We start from the raw sequence: 15,134 nt of genomic DNA on the forward strand, positions 1-15,134 counted from the left end.
AGGGGAGGTTTCTCCCTGCGTATAGAACCGGTCAGGTTTTTCGACGTTTAAAGAGGTATTGAGATTATGGATGCACTCACTCTTGCCAGATGGCAATTCGCAATAACAACGGTCTATCACTTCTTTTTCGTCCCCTTGACAATCGGCCTCTCGCTTATTGTTGCCATTATTGAAACAATGTATGCTCGCACAGGCAACCTGCTTTATAAGCGTATGGCGACATTCTGGGGGCGGCTTTTCCTCATTAACTTCGCGATGGGCGTGGTCACCGGGATCGTTCAAGAATTTCAGTTCGGCATGAACTGGTCCGATTATTCGCGCTTTGTCGGTGATATTTTCGGCGCTCCCCTCGCAATCGAAGCGCTGCTCACCTTCTTTCTGGAATCAACCTTTATCGGCCTCTGGATCTTTGGGCGGGATAAGCTCCCCAAAATGGTGCTTGCTGCCTCGATCTGGCTGGTGTTTATTGGAACCGTGCTTTCCTCTTTCTGGATTCTGACTGCGAACTCGTTCATGCAGAACCCGGTCGGCTTTGTAATGCATAATGGCCGCGCTGAGATGCATGATTTTGTCGCTCTGGTCAGCAATCCGAATCTCTGGAGCCAGTTTCCGCACGTTGTGCTTGGCGCACTGACCACAGGCGCATTCTTTGTCCTGGGAATTAGCGCCTATCAACTTTTGCGCCGAACAAAGCAACAACAGTTTTTCCGCACCTCGATCAAAGTAGCTCTGCCAGTTGCCATTATCGCAACCATACTTGTCGCAGGCACAGGACACATGCAGGCACAGTACAAAGTGCAGTCGCAGCCCATGAAAATGGCTGCTGCCGAAGCGCTCTGGCATGCGGAAGACCCTGCTCCGTTCTTGCTGTTCTCTTTTATCGATGAAAACAACAAAAAGAATACGTTCTCGCTTGAGGTGCCCGCTGGCCTCTCACTGCTTTCCTATAACTCGCCTTCCGGTCAGGTCATGGGCATTCATGAATTGCAGGCCCAATATGAGCAAACCTATGGTCCGGGCAATTATATCCCGCCCGTTGCGCTGACCTTCTGGACCTTCCGTGCGATGGTTGCTGCTGGCATCCTCATGATCGTCCTTTCGCTGTTGACCCTCTTCTTTATGAAGCGAAAGAGTCTGGAAAAACATCGCTGGTTCCTGTGGGTTCTGTTGTTTGCGCTGGCCCTGCCGTATATCGCTAACTCGACCGGTTGGATCATGGCAGAGGTGGGCCGTCAGCCCTGGGTCGTCCAGAATCTGTTGCAGACCGCCTCAGCAGTTTCGCCAACGGTGAGCGCGGCTTCAGTGCTTACCTCGCTGATTGCCTTCACCTTGCTCTACGGTGTGCTGGCAGGGGTCGATGTCTTCCTGTTGAGCCGTTATGCCAATAAGCTCGAAGATGAAACGCCGATCACCCCGAAAGAGCAGTCCAGGCCCAATGAACACATCCTGTTGGCCCCAAAGCTCAGTTAGAAGGAGGTAATATCTGATGACGCTCAACGTATTATGGTTCATTCTGATCGGCGTTCTCTTTACAGGCTTCTTCTTTCTTGAAGGGTTCGACTACGGCGTCGGGATGTTGCTACCCTTCATGGGTAAAGATGATGCCGAACGCCGCTGCATTCTTCAGACTATCGGACCTTTCTGGGATGCAAACGAAGTCTGGCTCCTGACCGCCGGTGGCGCGATGTTTGCCGCCTTCCCGAACTGGTATGCGACCCTCTTCAGCGGGTTTTATCTGGCACTGTTACTGATGCTGCTTGGTTTGATCCTGCGCGGCATCGGGATTGAGTACCGGAACAAGATGCCCGGGCTGCGCTGGCGGCGCTTCTGGGATACGATGATCTTTGTGGGAAGCCTGCTTCCGGCCCTGCTATGGGGTGTCGCGATCACAAATATTATTCGGGGTGTTCCCATCGATGCCCGGATGAACTATGTGGGAAGCTTCTGGGATCTGCTGTCGCCCTATGCCTTGCTCGGTGGCGTGCTCTTTGTGATCCTGTTCCTGCTTCATGGTGCGGTCTTTGTCAGCCTGAAAACAAACGGCTACCTGCATCACCGTTCCCTCACTGTTGCGCGTTTGCTCTGGGTGCCCACCGTTGTGGTCACGCTGGCCTTTGCGATCACCGGACTGCTGACAATCCCGGCATTCCAGCATAGCCCGGTCACGCTTCTCGGGATGGGGCTTCTGGCGCTGGCACTTGTACTCAGCGGTCTGTTTCTCTGGAAAGAGCGCAGTGGCATGGCATTTATCATGATGGCCGTCACCATTGTAATGATGACGGTGACCGTCTTTCAAGGGCTCTTCCCGAACGTGATGATTTCCAGTCTGAACCCGGCATGGAACCTGACCATCTACAATGCGTCGTCGAGCCCCTACACCTTAACCGTCATGAGCTGGATTGCCCTGACATTGGTTCCGTTTACGTTGATCTATCAGGCCTGGAACTACTGGGTTTTTCGTAAACGCATTGCGCCGGTCCATCAGCAAGCAGGCTACTAACACATTTCCACCTTCTGACTAAATCCCGGGGGGCAGGTCCGCTTCTACACCTGCCCTCTTTTCTTCTTGTGGCATATGCCTCACTTCTGCGGCATTTCCTGCACACCAAAAGCGCCGCCTTTAACCTGCCTCAACAACGGTTGCGCCTTCTCCCATTGCTTGCTATGCTGCAAAGAGAGAGCATATCTCAGAGAGAGGATAAGCAGCGATGAGGCATTTGAGCGCAAACGAACAACGAAACTGCTGGCTTCTGGCCGGTGTGCTACTCCTGCTGGCAGCCATCACGGCCCTCCATTATTTGACCAGCGTCCACCTGGTTCCCTATCATGTTGTCTATCGGAGCCTCTACTTTCTCCCGATCGCGATGGCCGCGGTGCTCTGGGGAGTCAGGGGCGGGCTGATTACGGCCTTGCTTGTCACTGCTCTCCATTTACCCTATATGCTTTTTATCTCTCATGAAACTTCCGACTCCTTGCTTGACAACATCCTTGAACTGATTCTCTTCTATGGAGTCGCGCTTCTGGCAGGAATTCTCTCTGCAAGGCAGCAGCAGCAACGCCGCGAAGCGCTCCGCATGCGGACATACATTGACGGCATTCTCGCCAGTTTGCCCATCGGAGTAGCAACCATCGAGCCCACCGGAAAGATAGCACTTCAGAACCCGGCAGCCGTTCACCTGATTGGTAAAGAGGTGCATGATTTCCCCTATCCCATACAGCAGGGCTACAGTGAGTGTCAGTGGCAGGGCCGCGCCCTCGGCATCCATCGTTCAACCCTGTCTAGCGCCCTGGGTGATGTGATTACGATCGAGGATCTCAGCGAGCAGAGACGGCTTGCGGAGAAGATTCGTCAGGCAGAACGTCAGGCATCACTGGGAAGACTCGCAGGAGGGCTGGCCCACGAGATCCGTAACCCACTTGGCATCCTGCGAGCAACGGCGCAACTGCTCGCCACACGCTTGCAGAATATACCTGAGGTTACACGCTATACTCAGGTCGTCACCACCGAGTCAGACCGCATAGATCGTCTGATCAGTGAGATACTCTCATATGCGCACCCGCGCTCACTCTCTCTGGAAGCAGTTGCGCCTGGGCCATTCCTGGAACAGCTTCTTCAGGATTGTCAGCCCTACGCGGAACAACACTCTATCTTGCTAGAGATCGAGCGGCGTGACAACCTGCCTATCATTTCTGCTGACACCGAGCTTTTGCGTCAGGCCCTGCTGAATCTCCTGCTCAACGCGATTCAGGCAAGTTCACCGGGACAGACCGTCACCCTCTCTGCGCAACAGGCAGATACAGCGCTCTGCTTTGCGATCTGTGATCGTGGTCCTGGCATCCCTGACACGATTAAGGGGCGCATCTTTGACCCGTTTTTTACTACTCGCGATGAGGGAACAGGGATGGGTTTGGCAGTGGTCGCACGTATTGTCTCTGATCATCAGGGAAGCATTGAGCTGGAAGAGAGACCAGAAGGTGGCACCCGGGCCCGGCTCTGCCTTCCTCTACAGAAGGAGCAACCATGAGCGAATATGTGTTAATCGTGGATGATGAGGCAAATATGCGCTGGATCCTCTCCGAGGCACTTCGTACCACCGGATTTGAGCCCGAAAGCGTCGCCAGCGGACAGGAAGCCCTCGCGAAGATGGCCGAACGTACGTACCAGCTTGTGTTGCTGGATCTGAAACTGAAAGGGATGGATGGTCTGGCAACGCTGCGCAAACTACGTGAACGCTGGCCTGAAGTAGTGGTCCTTATGCTGACGGCCTATGGCACTGTTGCCAGCGCCGTCGAGGCCATGCAGTTAGGCGCCGCCGATTACCTGCGAAAACCGTTCGATATCGAAGAATTACACTTCAAGATTCAGCGCGCGCTTGAGCGGAAGGCTCTGCAAACCGAGGTACACCACCTGCGTAATCTGAGGAAAACCACTCAGGAGCCTGTCGGAAGTCATCCGCGCTGGCTTCAGGCTGTAGAACAGATTCGCTCGCTCACACGATTGACCCCCGATCTCCTTTTCCTCGGTGAGCAGGGGAGCGGCAAAGCCCATCTTGCACGCTGGTCTCATCAACTCAGCACACGCTTTGAAGCGCCTATCGTCGAGCTGGATCTTCAGCATCTTGCAGAGGCACAACTTCAGCAGCTCCTGCAAGGAGGGCGCATGCTGGTGGGAGCAGGGACGCTCCTTCTTCGTCACGCCCATACACTCGCTGAGCCCGCCTTAGAAGCGCTTATTCGCCTTTTTCCAGCGACAGAACCAGCCACACGCCCGCGCCTGTTGCTGACCAGTGAACGCCCTCTGGCACTATTTCAGCACCTGCCGACCATTCCAGTACCGCCACTGCGCGACCACCGGGAAGATATCCCGCTGCTTGTTCAGCACTTCACCCGGCAACCATTCACACAGACAGCATTTCAGGTACTGGAACATTACGCCTGGCCCGGTAATATTGCTGAACTCCGGCTTGTGGTTGAGCGAGCTGCGGTGCTGGCGCAGGGTGCACTCATTACTGAAGGGCATCTACCGGAGCGGGTGCGCCAGGCTCCGCCGGCTGATCAGCCGATCCGCCTGCCACTGGAGGGACTCAATCTGGAAGCAGTGGAAATCTCGCTCATTCGTCAGGCGTTGGAGCGCACCGGCGGCAACAAAACTCGAGCGGCAGAGCTGCTCGGGCTCACACGCCATACACTGCTCTACCGCATTGAAAAATACCACCTGGAAGATTGAAAAAGCATGGGGGAAAGTGCTTCCCCCACCTTTCCTAGTGATGTTGTTCTCCCTCCGACGATTGCCCATACCAGCTCTTTTCCCACTGCTTCATCTGATCTATTTCCTTCTGCTGGGCCGTGATAATGGAGTTCGCCAGGTTTTTGATCTCCTGATGTTCTGCCTTCTGTTGCGCCTCCTTCGCCATATCGATCGCCCCCTGATGATGAGAGATCATCGCGGCCAAAAAGCGCTGATCAAAGGGCTTGCTGGTATCATCAGAGATCTTCATCTCTCCCATATGCATATCAAGCCCGTTGGTCTGGGCAAGCTCCGGATACCACTGCTTGCGCCAGTTCTGCATCTCGGTAATCTCTTTTTGTTGATCGGTCACAATGGAGTTCGCCAGATTTTTGATCTCCTGATGCTCTGCTTTCTGCTGCGCCTCCTTCGCCATGTCGATCGCTCCTTGATGATGCTTCACCATACCATCGATGAATTTCGCATCAAAGGGCGCGTTACTGCTTCCCGGAGGAGCGCCCTCCTGTGATGTGCCACCACAGGCCGCCAGCAGGACTGCCAGTACAACACCAAGAAGAACAAGAGAAAAACGCTTCATCTTTTTGTCACCTCTATCTGTTTATTCATTGCCGCATACTCGCGCACACAGGGGAGCGTATCACGCATCCAAAAAAGAGCAAAAACAACCCTGATTTGAGCATAAAAACCATCCCCAACCGTAGCAAAAGCAACACCGATGCTGTATTTGCCGCACTCTCTACCAGCCCCTTCCACCTCAAAAGATGAGCGTCCATCTCGTGCTCGTTGCAAAGAGAAGAGAAGCACCTGCTATTCTCGAACAAAATGTCTCCTGCATCGTAATTATTCTGTCAACAAATCTCATCTAAAAAGTGATATAGAACAACGAGAGGTTGTATAGAATGGAAACTCGCTTCTATCAAGCACGTGATCTCGATATTGAACGCATCGCAAGGGACGTAGAGGCTATTTTTCATGCCCAGGGATATCAGGCACAGCGGATCGGCAATCGCGAACAGATGATTGTGCAAATCCGCAAGGGAGGCGATCTTGAAGCGTTGATAGGTATGCAGGCGGCCCAAACCATTACGCTCAGGAGCGCACCCGGGGGCATTGTAGCAGCCATCGGAGAGGGACAATGGATCGATAAAGCAGCCATCGGTGTCATGGGACTCTTCCTCTGGCCGCTCTTCCTGACAGCCGGGGCCGGCGTGCTGCGTCAGGCTTCGCTGGAAAGCCAGATTGTCTCAACGTTAGACTCCATTATCCTGCAACATCGGTCAGATGTACATATCGGTCCGGTACCTCCGCACATGCAGGGCTATACACAGCCTCATCCACAATCGCAGCCTGCCCCCCATGGAAAGCTAGAATGTAGCAACTGTCATGCCGAGAATGACTACGATGATTTCTACTGTTCCCAGTGTGGAAAGCCATTGGCTGTGCGGCAGCAACATTGTCCACAGTGCCACGCAGCGGTCAAGGCGGATGCGGCATTCTGCACGAAATGCGGCACAACACTCCCAGCCTCCAAGAAATAAAAAAAGGGGCTGCCATGCAGGCAGCCCCTCCGGCTCAAGAGCGAAAAGGATCGAGTGAATTTAACTTCCCCAGACATCAACGAGATAGCGCTTCTGCTCGGTCAATTGCTGCATCCACAGTTCCGCAGCCTGAGCACTCACCCCCATCTTCTCCTGATAGAGCGCAATGAACGTCCTTCTGACATCTGGAGCCATCTTATTTGCATCCCCACAAACATAGACAACAGCGCCCTGTTGCAACAGGTCCCATACTTCCTGCTTCCGCTCTTTCAGCTTGTCCTGCACATAGACCTTTTTATCTGGATATTCACGCGAGAAAGCGACCGAGAGCGAGGTCAGGCCTCGTCGCTCAAACTCCCTCAATTCATCCTCATAAATGAAGTCCTGTTGCGCATGACGGCAGCCGAAAAAGAGCAGCGATGGTCCCACGTTCTTTCCTTCATCCTGAAGCGCAGCTCGCTCCTGTAAGAAGCCGCGGAATGGCGCGAGACCGGTTCCTGGTCCTACCATAATCAGGGGCGTTTCAGGGCTTTCAGGCAGCCGGAACGCCGACTTGCTATCCCGCACAAACGCGTAAACGGTATCGCCTTCCTGCATCCGCTTGAGATAATTGGAGCAGACTCCCAGGTACTCACCGCTGCCGCTCTTTGCCTCACCCTGCACAACTCCAACCGTGATGGTACAACGACTCGGATCTTGTAACGGAGATGAGGAGATCGAGTAGTACCGCGGCCGAATCGGGGCCAGCATTTCCAGATAGATTGAGAAAGGTAACGTACAGGCCGGATATGTTTCAAGCACGTCAATGAGCGACTTTCGCTTGAGCAACACTTCCGAACGATAGAGCGCAGCGCTGGTCTCATCGTCTCCCGAAAGAGCAACCAATTGCATCTTCTCGGGCGGGCATTCTGTATATTCGACCAGCCGCTTGAGCTGCGAGCGCGTGGCGACGTCTTGCAGCTCGACATAATCGGCCAGCAAGTCATAGACACGGATCGGCTCATCGACCGGAATATGCGTTTTACGCGTATCGGTCTTACGCAACCGGATTTTCGCCTCCGGATCAAGCTGGAAGTGCGCGGCCACGCGCCTGATCTGGGCATCGTGATTTCTAGCGATAATGCCCAGGTGATCCCCCGCACGATAGGATACCTGCTCGGGAAGTGCCAGTTCTATATGGCGGGTTGAGCGCTCCGAGGGCGTCGGACCATCTTTTGTATGAAGCTCCCGATTTGCCAGTACCCGCATCGGCAGCGCTCCAAATGAGGCCACAAACGGGTTAGGAGCCTGCACGTCTGAGAGGACCTCAACCTCAAAAAGAGGTTCCTGAGCGCTCCGGCTCTGTTCGTCCATTTCGAGTGAGAACGTCTCACCAAGCGCTTTCCAGAGCCCCTGATACCACTGCTGGAACTGACCATCAAAGTCATCGCTGGCATCGCCCTCACCACGCTGATACAGCCGCTTCGCGCCATAACGCTCCAGGGCATCATCAAGCTTTCGCGGGATCGCCTGAAAGGTCGCGGCCCACTCGCGGTTTCCACACCCAAAGACGGTATAGCGAACGCCATCAAGCTCGCCGTCGTGAGCATACTCATCCAGCCAGCGGCAGAATTCGACGGCGTTATCAGGAGGCGTACCGTTATAGGAGGCCGTCACCACCACAACAGCGCCTTCTCGGGGCAATTTCCCGGCATACTCGTCCAGCCCGGCAACAGAAGTACGGAAGCCGTACGCGGTGCCGTCCTCGGCAATATGCTCTGCGATATCCTCGGCAGTGCCCAGATTCGAGCCATAGAGCACCAACAATGGCGTATTATGCTGCTTGATTGTCTTCGGCCTTGCTTCAATCCGAGGCTGTTCAATCTGCACGACCGGACTCTGCACCGCATGCGTTGTTCGTTTGCGCACCTTCATGCGGAACCCCTCTGGTTTCAGGGTCAGGATCTGTTTAATCCGCAACTGGTAATTCAGATGATCGATCAGTTCAAAGCGCTGAAGGAGCATCCCCATTACCAGTGTCGCTTCTTGCATCGCGAATTGACGACCAATACAGGCCCGCTGACCATTGCCGAAGGGCTTATAGGCATTGGCCGGGCGCTTCTGTTCCGCTTCACGGCTAAAGTGCTCGGGGTTAAAGCTCTCCGCATCCTCACCCCATACGCTCTTATCCCGATGCAGCATCGGAATCAGGATTGTGATTTCCTTCTCTTTTGGCAGGAAGTACTTGCCACCGATTATCGTATCTTCATACGGATAGACAAAGAACGCGGGAGCCGTCGGCCAGAGCCGGAGTGCCTCTTTGAGGATCTGCGAGACATAGTGCAACTGGTTGATCTGCGCAAATGTCGGCAAGACTGTCGGATCGGGGCCAAGCACGCGATCCACTTCCTCATAGGCCTTTGCCAGTACATCGGGATGCTTCAATAAGAAGTAGAGCGCAAAAGAGAGCAGGCCGCTTGTCGTCTCATGTCCGGCGATCAGGAACGTGATGATCTGATAGCGAATATTGATATCATCAAGCCGTTCCCCTGTCTGCTTATCGACTCCCTCCAGCATATAGCTGAGCAGATCCTTTTTCCCGTTCTCCAGTGGGCCTCTCTCCTTGCGCTCCCTGATGAGCTTATCTACCATCGCGTTCATAAAGTCAATATCGCGCTGGAACTGTTGATGTTCCCGCACCATCAATTTATCTTGCAAGGGAAGCCGCCGTAAGCGGACCATTGCTTCGGTCAGCGAGCGGACCATTGCATCAACAAACGGATGCATATCTTCTCGATAGAAGGAGTTAAAGCGATAGTCAAAGCCACACAGGCCGATGGTGTCGAGCGTCAGGCGCGTCATATCACCGGGGACATCAATATCATCATCGGCGTTCAGACGCTCCCACTTCTCCATCAACTGTTCAGCAATATCAAGCATCATCGGGAAGTAGCCCTGCATCGCTCGCTGACTGAAATTCGGCAAAAGAATATTATGCGCCTTTTGCCAGTTTGGTTCCTGGGTCATTGCGGTAAACAGACCATCACCGCCGAACTCCCTGACATTGCGCAAAGGCGCGGACAGTTTCTTGTCGAAGCGCTTTTCGTCCGAGAGCTCATCCACCAGTTCAAAGCCAGAAACGATTACGGGGCTTCTCCCAGGCACCTCTAACTGAAAAATTGGACCATATTTGCGCGCCAGCTCCATCATACCAAGAATGGGCTTCTCGCCATCAACATCAAACAGATTCCCTACAAACGGTTTCGCGGGCGGTCGAGGAATAGGTACCGTTCCCTGCTTTTCAACAATATGCATAGTTTCTCTGCTCCTTGCCTGATTGGAGAACATCGAAAGTAAAACAGAACACGTATTTCTTTTTATTAAGAGAATTGGAGAGGCTTGAGCGTGCAAGGGCCATGCTTTCGGTCAAGCCTTCTGGACAGGTAAAAACATTTATGGCTTTTCGGTGCGAAGTTGTGCAGAAAAGACGTGTGGCGGCAGGCCGAAACGTAGCAGCCGCACCACTTGATCGGTCATCTCATCTGGATCAGGAACCTCATTTTCAAACCACCACATCACGCTTTGAATCACAAGCCCTGTAATCAGATGTGCCAGCAATGACAGGTCAAATCCCTGCACCGCTTGTCGCCGATGAATGTCTTCAAGCGTTGTCAGAATGAGCTGCGATAACAGATTTTTCGCAGTATAGATGCTGGATATGGCTTCTTCACCTGTCAGCACAATCCGGAACAGGGCACGTCGTTCGTACGCGAGCTGTAATATGACTCGAATAAGAGCATCCAGTGTAGGTCCTTTCGGGTCCTGACGAAGAGCGTCCGTAGCATGCTGCATCACTTCGCAGAATCCTTCTCGGAGCACGGTAGTGAAGGCCTCATCTTTATCGCGAAAATAGAGATAAAAGGTACCTACCGCGACACCCGCTTTTTCAGCGATTTCAGCAATGCTCGCATCATGATAGCCGCGTAACGCGAAGACTTCTTGCGCCGCTGCCAGTATTTCAGCACGTGTCCGTGCTCTGCGCCGACTGTACCGGCGTTTTCCAGAAACTGAATCTTCATTCATAAACTGAATTATAATTCATTTTTGCAAAAAGTCAAGAGTATCTTTTCAAGAGGAGCGAGGGACAGGCAGAAATTCAGAGAAGCAGTTTTATTTTCCCTCTTGTATCAGCACATCTCAATGAGAAGTCTGCAAGCATACAAATGCCTGAAAACGCACGACATGCCCTCCTATACCACGCCTTCCGACACTCTCTGCCTGATCGCCCCCTTGTCAACAACCTATTTTTGTGGTATAAACGATTTAGCAACTGTTAAATCGTTTAAGCGTTTCATCGAGGGAGCAAGGTCATGAATAGTCCATTGGAAGACCAGCCCAATCAGCCAAAACGCAAGGCTCGCGCCTCCCGGCAAGCAGAACAATGCCAGGTCCACGGTGCAAATCAAGAGCGCGTGGAGCGAGGGCGGCAACTGCTGATTGAAGAACAAACCGCCTTCGAGGTTGCGGAAATTTTTCGGGCTCTGGGCGACTCAAGCCGCGTCAAAATTGTATACAGCTTGCTTAAACAGGAGCTCTGCACCTGCGACCTTGCAGCGATCACCGGAAGTTCCGAATCCTCTGTTTCACAGCATTTGCGTATTTTACGTCAACTCCGGCTGGTAAAGAGCCGCAGACAGGGAAAACAGGTCTTTTATAGCCTGGACGACGCCCATATTCGGACCTTGCTGTTGGTCTGTCTCAATCACGTACGCGATGATAACGGCCAGCAGCACGAAGGACTGGGGAAAGTACTGGCATTATTTGAGCAGGAGACGCCTGCTCGTTAAAAGTTCAGCAGCCGTAAGGATACTCCTTTCGTAGAATGGGGAAATAGTATGGCAATTCAAACAACTGAGCTTGACCTTGCCTCTCTAGGAGCCGATTCCTGCAAAGACTGTGTGCAATCTCTCCTTCTGGAGATGACAGGAGTCAAGAAAGTCACATTGAAAGATTGTGGCTGCCATCTGAACATAGCGTATGATGCGCAGCGCTCCACGCCAACCCAACTGCAAACGCTGCTTCTCGCCGCACAGCAAAAACTTATCCCGGCCATTCGGCATGAGAAGCTTCAGTTGACTGGCGTTGATTGTGCCGAGTGCAGCCGTACGCTTGAACGAGGAATTCAGAATTTGCCCGGCGTCCTCCATGCTCAAGTCAACTTTGCGAACGCGCAGGCGCTTATTGCCTATAATCGAGAACGCTGTACACCCGCCCAGATTACGCGCTGCGTGCGTGAGCTAGGCTTCGGCATTCAGGGAGAGCAAGCAAGTCATCAGCATATCGGCTGCGCCTGTGGCGAAGAACACACCCATGAAGAGCATGCCATCCAGTCCACTCCCTCACGCCTGCTGGCTCTCTGGCAGCGTGTACAGCTCTGGTTCCCAACCGCCGCCGCCGCCAGTTTCTGGGTCATCGGTTTTCTGCTCCCCTCCCTCAATGCGCCCACGCTGGCAAGCACGATTTGTTTCATTCTAGCAATCATTATTGGTGGATATCGTGTTGCCCGTAGCGGCTATTTTGCCCTGGTTCGCAGCAGGACACTGGATATCAACATTCTGATGACGATCGCTGTTATCGGAGCCGGCATCATCGGGCAGTGGGAAGAAGGGGCTGCGGTTGTGATTCTCTTCTCTCTGGGCGAGATGCTGGAAGAAAGCTCAATGAACCGCGTGCGCAAGTCGCTACATGCATTGATGGACCTTGCTCCACGAGAAGCAACCCTGAGAACGTCAGCGGGAGAACGTCGTGTCCCGGTAGAACAGCTACAGCCCGGAGATACGATTCTTATTCGCCCGGGAGAACGCATTCCAGCCGACGGCCTGGTGAGTGCGGGCATGACCCTGGTCAATCAGGCTCCCATTACCGGTGAAAGCATCCCGGTTGAGAAGCTGACCGGTGATGAAGTCTATGCGGGCACGATTAACCAGCATGGCTCGCTCGAAGTACAGGTGACGAAATACGCGCAAGATTCGACACTGGCGAAGATCATCACGCTGGTGCAAGAGGCGCAGGGCTCGCGAGCACCCATTCAGCGCTTTATTGATCGCTTTGCCCACTACTATACGCCCGCTATCGCTATCTTTGCCGTGCTCCTGGCCGTCATTCCGCCAGTGGTGCTACAGGAACCCTTTGTTACCTGGCTCTATCGTGCGCTGGTGCTGCTGGTAATCGCCTGTCCTTGCGCACTGGTCATCTCAACGCCAGTCGCAATCGTGTCGGCTGTCAGCCGCGCCTCTCGCGCTGGAATCCTGATCAAAGGTGGTGCTTTCCTTGAGATCTTGAGTAGCCTGAAAGCTATTGCCTTTGATAAAACGGGTACCATCACACAAGGCCGTCCGGCAGTCACCGATGTCGAACCGCTTAGCGACCTTTCAGAGGAGCAACTGTTACAACTGGCCGCCGCTGTTGAGATACATTCAGAGCATCCGCTTGCCAGCGCCATACTGGAAGAGGCAAAGGCTCGTGAGCTCAACTGGAACGAGCCAGAAGCGTTTCAGGCGCTCCCCGGTCAGGGTGCACAGGCACTGGTTGAGCAGCAAACCATTCTGGTTGGCAAACCTGCGCTCTTTGCGCCCCTCGAACCAACCATTGAGCAACGTGTGATCGCGCTGGAGGAAGCCGGTAAAACGGTGCTGATTGTAGGTGTAGAAAAGCAGCCGGCTGGCCTGATCGCCGTTGCTGACCAGCTTCGCCCGGAGGCCGCCGAAGCACTGCAAGATCTGTATCAATCCGGAATTGCGGCTACCACAATGTTAACGGGAGATAACGAGCGCACTGCCCGGGCCGTTGCGCGTGCCGTTGGTGTGACCGATGTCGCGGCAAATCTCTTACCAGAGCAGAAGTTGAAGGCTATCGTGCAACTGAACGAGCGCTATCAGCGGGTCGCAATGGTTGGGGATGGTATCAACGATGCCCCGGCGCTGGCGAAAGCATCGGTCGGGATAGCAATGGGGGCAACAGGAAGTGATACGGCTTTAGAGGCCGCAGATGTGGCTCTGATGACCGATGACCTGCGCAAGCTGCCATTTCTGCTGCGGCTCAGTCGGGCAACGATGCGAACCATTCGCGTCAACATTACCTTCTCGCTGGTCATTAAAGCCGTCTTCTTGCTGCTGACCATTGCCGGTATTGCCAATCTCTGGCTTGCTATTCTGGCTGATACAGGGGCCGCGCTTCTGGTAATCGCGCATAGTCTACTTCTGCTTCGGTCTCGCTCTTGAAGGAAGAAAACAAAGGGCCCTGTCTTTTGTGGCAGGGCCCTCTTTAGTAGTCTACAAGGAGAGCTCGGTAAGAATAGCCTGCTTCAACATCTGATAAACGTCGGTCTGTCCTCGTTCCGCGAAAAAGAGCAACGCCACCAGCGAGATATAGCAATGATAACACTGTATCCGTTCCTCAAGAGCTGGAATGGAAGTCTTGCAGAATTGCGAGTAATCCTTGAAGGCCCGAAAGAAACTCCCGCCAAAATCCCAGAATGAGCCCCATGAGACATCAAACAGGTAGTCACCATAGGAGGCACTCCCCCAATCAAGCACAGCGCTGATTTCGCCGCCATCGGTCAGCACATTATCAAAGCTGTAGTCTCCATGAATCAGATAGCGTTCCTGAGGACAGAAGGTGCTGAGCGCTCTCATATTCTCATAGAGCCGGGTACATAGCCCACGATCCAGGCAAGTGGTACGATATGCCCGCTCCATTCGTTCGGCCTGCTCCCCTTGATTCACCGAGAGCAAATAGTCCGTCCAGCTCGCAAACATCCCGTTCCCCTCACGATCCAGGGGACCATAGCCACGACTCTCACTGACATCACAATGATGAATACGGTCCAACATCTCAATCATGCGCGGAAGCAGTTGTGTCACTTCAGCCTCAGGCAACTCCATTAGCATCTGGCCGGGCATCCTTCGCGAAATAGCATAGGCAAAGTCCCCCCGCTCCCCAAGCGCGATCATCTCCGGTACAGGAATCCCCGTGTGTGCATAACGCCGATAGATCCAGGCATCGCGCTGAAAAAAGATCGCCTGCTCGTTCACACGCAGGATATAGTCCGGACCACCCTTCGTTGACACGATAAACGCCTTCGAGACCTGCCCCGATCGCACCGGTTGAATGGCCTTTATTTCCTCCGAAATCCACTTCCCTGCAAGGGCTGCCAGTTCTTCAGGTGCAAACTCGCTCTTCATCAAACAATGCGCTCCTCTCGCTTATATTGTCCTATCTCTTGCACCCCACTCTACCACAGGCAAGCAACACCTTCAAAACCCTGCTATAATTATATTGAAAAATGCGTATATTCAGACAGGCAAAAA

12 protein-coding genes are annotated in these 15,134 nt (G+C 53.6%); 7 read left to right on the forward strand and 5 right to left on the reverse strand.

Going from position 1 to position 15,134, the window contains the following annotated elements; all coding sequences use genetic code 11:
- Positions 1 to 66: 66 nt before the first annotated feature.
- The 4 genes from EI42_RS10040 (at position 67) to EI42_RS10055 (ending at position 5,227) form a co-directional block, all read left to right on the forward strand.
- Entirely contained in the window at positions 67 to 1,470 is a 1,404-nt protein-coding gene (locus EI42_RS10040) for a cytochrome ubiquinol oxidase subunit I (protein ID WP_111321438.1), read from the forward strand.
- 16 nt (positions 1,471 to 1,486) lie between these two features.
- The gene (cydB, locus tag EI42_RS10045; RefSeq protein ID WP_111321440.1) at positions 1,487 to 2,500 is read left to right on the forward strand and encodes a cytochrome d ubiquinol oxidase subunit II; all 1,014 of its coding nucleotides are present in this window, start codon (positions 1,487 to 1,489) and stop codon (positions 2,498 to 2,500) included.
- A 217-nt stretch (positions 2,501 to 2,717) separates the two neighbouring features.
- Positions 2,718 to 4,025, forward strand: coding sequence for a sensor histidine kinase (locus EI42_RS10050; protein WP_211326108.1), 1,308 nt, complete (start codon positions 2,718 to 2,720; stop codon positions 4,023 to 4,025).
- Positions 4,022 to 5,227, forward strand: a complete 1,206-nt coding sequence (locus EI42_RS10055) for a sigma-54-dependent transcriptional regulator (RefSeq protein WP_111321444.1) — start codon at positions 4,022 to 4,024, stop codon at positions 5,225 to 5,227. The genes EI42_RS10050 and EI42_RS10055 overlap by 4 nt, the downstream gene beginning before the upstream one ends.
- Before the next feature lie 34 nt (positions 5,228 to 5,261).
- On the opposite strand, the gene EI42_RS10060 is transcribed toward EI42_RS10055, so the two are convergent.
- Both EI42_RS10060 and EI42_RS33170 read right to left on the reverse strand, forming a co-directional pair.
- Complete coding sequence (locus EI42_RS10060; protein ID WP_111321446.1) at positions 5,262 to 5,825, reverse strand: DUF305 domain-containing protein; 564 nt, start codon at positions 5,823 to 5,825, stop codon at positions 5,262 to 5,264.
- Positions 5,822 to 6,001, reverse strand: coding sequence for a hypothetical protein (locus EI42_RS33170; protein WP_211326109.1), 180 nt, complete (start codon positions 5,999 to 6,001; stop codon positions 5,822 to 5,824). The genes EI42_RS10060 and EI42_RS33170 overlap by 4 nt, the downstream gene beginning before the upstream one ends.
- Before the next feature lie 146 nt (positions 6,002 to 6,147).
- On the opposite strand from EI42_RS33170, the gene EI42_RS10070 reads away from it, so the two are divergent.
- Positions 6,148 to 6,786, forward strand: a complete 639-nt coding sequence (locus EI42_RS10070; RefSeq protein ID WP_111321450.1) for a zinc ribbon domain-containing protein — start codon at positions 6,148 to 6,150, stop codon at positions 6,784 to 6,786.
- A gap of 60 nt (positions 6,787 to 6,846) precedes the next feature.
- On the opposite strand, the gene EI42_RS10075 is transcribed toward EI42_RS10070, so the two are convergent.
- Together EI42_RS10075 and EI42_RS10080 are read right to left on the reverse strand one after the other, a co-directional pair.
- On the reverse strand, positions 6,847 to 10,080 hold the full coding sequence (locus EI42_RS10075; RefSeq protein ID WP_111321452.1) for a bifunctional cytochrome P450/NADPH--P450 reductase: 3,234 nt from the start codon (positions 10,078 to 10,080) through the stop codon (positions 6,847 to 6,849).
- 138 nt (positions 10,081 to 10,218) lie between these two features.
- Positions 10,219 to 10,848: a TetR/AcrR family transcriptional regulator gene (locus EI42_RS10080; RefSeq protein WP_111321454.1), complete on the reverse strand. Its 630-nt coding sequence runs from the start codon at positions 10,846 to 10,848 to the stop codon at positions 10,219 to 10,221.
- A 287-nt stretch (positions 10,849 to 11,135) separates the two neighbouring features.
- Between EI42_RS10080 and EI42_RS10085 the strand changes: the two genes are divergently transcribed.
- On the forward strand, positions 11,136 to 11,612 hold the full coding sequence (locus tag EI42_RS10085; protein WP_111321456.1) for an ArsR/SmtB family transcription factor: 477 nt from the start codon (positions 11,136 to 11,138) through the stop codon (positions 11,610 to 11,612).
- Positions 11,613 to 11,660: 48 nt separating this feature from the next.
- Positions 11,661 to 14,045, forward strand: coding sequence for a heavy metal translocating P-type ATPase (locus EI42_RS10090; protein ID WP_111321458.1), 2,385 nt, complete (start codon positions 11,661 to 11,663; stop codon positions 14,043 to 14,045).
- Positions 14,046 to 14,096: 51 nt separating this feature from the next.
- On the opposite strand, the gene EI42_RS10095 is transcribed toward EI42_RS10090, so the two are convergent.
- Complete coding sequence (locus EI42_RS10095) at positions 14,097 to 15,008, reverse strand: phosphotransferase family protein (RefSeq protein WP_111321460.1); 912 nt, start codon at positions 15,006 to 15,008, stop codon at positions 14,097 to 14,099.
- Positions 15,009 to 15,134 lie beyond the last annotated feature (126 nt).

The sequence above is a fragment of the Thermosporothrix hazakensis genome, from assembly GCF_003253565.1.
GTDB classification, from domain to species: Bacteria; Chloroflexota; Ktedonobacteria; order Ktedonobacterales; family Ktedonobacteraceae; genus Thermosporothrix; species Thermosporothrix hazakensis.